Source organism: Variovorax sp. P4_B11, assembly GCF_056402355.1.
The window spans coordinates 1-1,360 of sequence record NZ_JBFUHO010000154.1 but is presented as its reverse complement, the minus strand read 5'-3'; the positions used below and the strand labels follow the sequence as shown (position 1 = coordinate 1,360).

General features: G+C 64.0%; 1 protein-coding gene. It reads right to left on the bottom strand.

Going from position 1 to position 1,360, the window contains the following annotated elements:
* Window positions 1-138: 138 nt before the first annotated feature.
* A protein-coding gene (locus AC1DYD_RS41360; protein WP_478178489.1) for an IS3 family transposase occupies window positions 139-1,271 on the bottom strand; the annotation gives its coding sequence in 2 pieces (ribosomal slippage) (window positions 139-1,007 and window positions 1,007-1,271; 1,134 coding nt in all).
* Between the last annotated feature and the right edge of the window lie 89 nt (window positions 1,272-1,360).

Here is a 1,360-nt window from a genome sequence, read left to right as displayed (position 1 = left end):
AGAACCGGCTCCGGTCGTCTGAACACGCATCGACCTGAGTTAAGTGGATTGGCTGCGGTTTGATTCTTTCAATCTTCAAGGCCCCTGCCAGGCCGCCGGAGGCGCCCCGGTTGAGCCATGTACTCATGGTTCAACCCATCAGGCAGCCTCCTTCATCGCCGGCAGCGTGGCGAAGTAGACCATGTCCGGCGTGCGCCCGTCGTGCGACTGATGGGGCCGGCGCGCGTTGTAGAAATCGAAGTACGCGGCCAGGCTGAGCCGTGCGGCGTTGACGCCGTCGTAGCCCTTCAGGTAGACGTCTTCGTACTTCACGCTGCGCCACAGCCGCTCGACGAAGACGTTGTCGCGCCAGCAGCCTCTGCCGTCCATGCTTTGGCGTGCACCGATGCGCTGCACCTCGGCGATGAACTCGGCGCTGCTGAACTGGGCGCCTTGATCAGTGTTCACGATCTCCGGTGCACCCCAACGCGCCGTCGCCTCGCGCAAGGCCTCCACGCAGAAGTCCGCCTCCATCGTGATCGACACTCGATGCGCCAGCACCCGGCGGCTTCGCCAGTCCAGCACCGCCACCAGGTACACCCACCCGCGCGCCATCGGGATGTAGGTGATGTCCAGCGCCCAGACCTGGTTGGCCCGCTCGATGGTCAGCCCGCGCAACGCGTACGGGAACACCGGATGCGCTGGGTGCCGCTTGCTGGTGTTGGGCTTGCGGTACAGCGCCTGGATGCCCATGCGCCGCATCAGCGTGCGCACGTGCCGCCGTCCAGCCTCGATGCCCAGCAACCGCAGCAAGTCCCGCAGCATGCGACTGCCCGCGAACGGATGCTCCAGGTGCAATTCGTCAATGCGACGCATCAACGTCAGCTCGCTGTCGGCAATCGGCTCGGGGTGGTAGTACACCGAGCCTCGACTGATGCCCAGCAACAGGGCCTGGCGCTTGATCGGCAGTTCGGATTCACGGTCGATCATCGCTTTGCGCTCAGCAATCCCGCCTTGGTGAGCGCACCCTCTAAAAACTCGTTCTCCAGCGTCAGCTGCCCAATCTTGGCATGCAATCCCTTGAGGTCTATCGCCGGCGCCGGCTCTGTCGCCGCAGCACCGAACACGCCAGCGGCGCGTTCCAGCAGCTGCCTGCGCCACTCCGTCACCTGGTTGGGGTGTACGTCGTGCTTCTGTGCGATCTCGGCAATCGTCTTGCCATCGGCCAAGGCCTCAATCGCCACCTTGGCCTTGAAGGCCGCTGAGTGGTTGCGGCGGGGTCTCTTGCTCATCTTCTGCTCCTGTCATGCCGGGCTCTATCCTCGCCCATCGGAGCAGCCTATCCACTTTGCAGCGTGTTCAAATTTGCGCGGCCGGCTCT